The 2,464-nt window shown below is 73.6% G+C and carries 2 protein-coding genes; both read left to right on the top strand.

Going from position 1 to position 2,464, the window contains the following annotated elements:
• Nucleotides 1-500 (top strand): murein hydrolase activator EnvC family protein (locus HEQ75_RS27510; protein ID WP_168035315.1); only part of this gene is annotated, 500 nt, incomplete at its 5' end.
• A gap of 78 nt (nt 501-578) precedes the next feature.
• The gene (locus HEQ75_RS27505; RefSeq protein ID WP_456237402.1) at nt 579-2,066 is read left to right on the top strand and encodes a S41 family peptidase; all 1,488 of its coding nucleotides are present in this window, start codon (nt 579-581) and stop codon (nt 2,064-2,066) included.
• Nucleotides 2,067-2,464: the final 398 nt, after the last annotated feature.

Genomic DNA, 2,464 nt, shown 5'->3' with positions numbered 1-2,464 from the left:
CACAGGCGGAGGCGGCGCGCGAGCAGCGGCTGGCCGAGGCCGAGCGGCAGCGCGAATCGCAACCCCGAGAACGCCCGGCGCGCGAGGCCACGGCGGGGCGCCAGGCGGCCATCCCGGTGCCCTCCGGCGGACGGGCCCTGCCGGTGGCCGGGCGCATCGCCACCGCCTGGGGGGAAGCCGCGCCGGGCGGGCCGCACCGGGGCCTCACCTACGCCGCGCCGGGCGGGGCGCGCGTGGTATCCCCCTGCAATGGCCGGGCGGTCTACGCCGCACCCTTTCGTTCCTTCGGGCTACTGTTGATTGTGGATTGCGGGGGAGGATACCATTTTGTCCTGGCCGGCATGGAACGGCTGGATGCGGCGGCCGGACAAAGGCTGCTGGCGGGGGAGCCGATCGGTGTGCTGGGTGGGGCTGGTGCCTCCGGCGGGTCGCTCTACGTCGAATTGCGCCGCGCCGGTCAGCCGGTGGATCCGCGGCCCTGGTTCGCGGCGCGTGGGTAACCTTCGGGTCATCTCCTGAGGGCAATGTTGGTCAGGTCGGCGGCCCACCGGGTCGCGACCCAAGGATCGGGTGGTCGCATGGGCGACGTGTCTGGGCACGAGGATGGGCGCCGGAACGGCAGGATGCCGAGCCTGGGGCCGGTATTGAGCAACCCGCGGCCGACGCGGCGCAGACGGCTCGGCACCGCCGGGGCGGTGGCCGCCGCCTTCCTGGCGGGCGCCGTGGTCGGGCCGATGGTGGCCCTGCCCGGCATCCAGGCCCTGGCACAGGATGGCGGCCGGGCGGAAACCTACCGCCTGCTCAACCTGTTCGGCGATGTCTTCGAGCGGGTGCGCGCCGAATACGTGGTGCCGGTGAACGACCGCGACGTGATCGAGAACGCGATCAACGGCATGCTCCAGGGGCTCGACCCGCACTCCTCCTACATGAATCCGCGCAGCTTCCGCGACATGCAGGTGCAGACCCGCGGCGAATTCGGCGGCCTCGGCATCGAGGTGACGCAGGAAGGCGGCTATGTGAAGGTCATCAGCCCGATCGACGACACCCCGGCCTCCCGCGCCGGGGTCAAGCCGGGCGACCTCATCACCCATCTGAACGGTCAGAGCACGCAGGGCCTGTCGCTGCAGGATGCGGTGGAGCAGATGCGGGGCGAGCGTGGCAGCACCATCCGCCTGACCATCCGCCGGGAAGGCGAAACCCGTCCGGTGGAGGTCACGCTGACGCGCGACGTGATCCGCCCGCAGGTGGCCCGCTTCCGGCTGGAAGGCAACGACATCGCCTATATCCGCCTGTCCTCCTTCAACGAGCAGACGGAAACCGCGCTGCGCCGGGCCATGGGCACCATGCGCAGCCAGGCCGGTGGCACGCTGCGCGGCCTGGTGCTGGACCTGCGCAACAACCCGGGCGGCCTGCTGGACCAGGCGGTGCAGGTGACGGACGACTTCCTGGAACAGGGCGAGATCGTCTCCACCCGCGCCCGCCGGGCGGAGGATGCGCAGCGCTGGAACGCCCGGCCGGGCGACATCGCCCAGGGCCTGCCGATCGTGGTGCTGGTCAATTCCGGCTCCGCCAGCGCGTCCGAGATCGTTGCCGGCGCGCTGCAGGACCATCGCCGCGCCATCGTCATGGGCGTGAAATCCTTCGGCAAGGGCAGCGTGCAGACCGTCATGCCCATCCCGGGCAACGGGGCCATCCGGCTGACCACGGCGCGCTACTACACGCCCTCCGGCCGTTCCATCCAGGCGCTGGGCATCGAGCCGGATATCGAGGTGCTGGCCAGCCGCCCCGAGCCCAACGCCACGACGCGGGACCGGGAAGCCGACCTGCGCCGCGCGCTGCGCAACGACAATGGGGAGCGCGAGGCCCAGGCCACGCCGCCCGCCCCGCTGCCGCCGCTGAACCTGCCGGCCGGGGTGCTGGACAAAGTGGTGCGCCAGCCGGTGGAAGGCGCCGCCGCCTTCGACCCGACCAAGCCGGAGACCGACCACCAGTTGCAACAGGCCGTCCAGCTTCTGCGCAACATGGCCGCGGCGCCGGCCACGCCGCAGCGGCGCGCCCAGCGCTGATGCGGCCGCGACCGACATGTTGAGCCCGCGCCACCCGGCGGCCCGCCGCCGGGCGGCCGGGCCGCCATGTCCTTGAAGCGGATCCTGACCCGGCGCGCGCTCGGCCTGTTCTGGGGTGCGCTGCTGCTTCTTGCGGGTGCCGGCGCCGGCACCTTGCACTGGCTCGGCCCCCTGCCGGATGGCCGCGAGGCGGCAATGCCGGCCGCGGCAATGCCGGAGCCTGCCATGCCCGCGCCGGATGCGGCCGCACGGCCGGGCCCAGACGCCGCGCCAGCCGCCACCAGGGCCGCGCCCGACCCGGCCCCGCCCACGCCCCCCACACCCGCTCAATCCGCGCCCGCTCAACCCACACCGGCCCCGCCCGCACCGGCCCCGCCCGCCCCGCCGCCGGGGGAGCC

Source organism: Falsiroseomonas selenitidurans, assembly GCF_012103215.1.
Classification (GTDB): Bacteria; Pseudomonadota; Alphaproteobacteria; order Acetobacterales; family Acetobacteraceae; genus Falsiroseomonas; species Falsiroseomonas selenitidurans.
This window is presented reverse-complemented; position numbering and strand designations above follow the sequence as displayed.

Coding starts and splice junctions, on each gene's coding strand:
- HEQ75_RS27505 (WP_456237402.1), top strand. CDS start 579: ATGGGCGACGTGTCTGGGCACGAGGATGGGCGCCGGAACGGCAGGATG.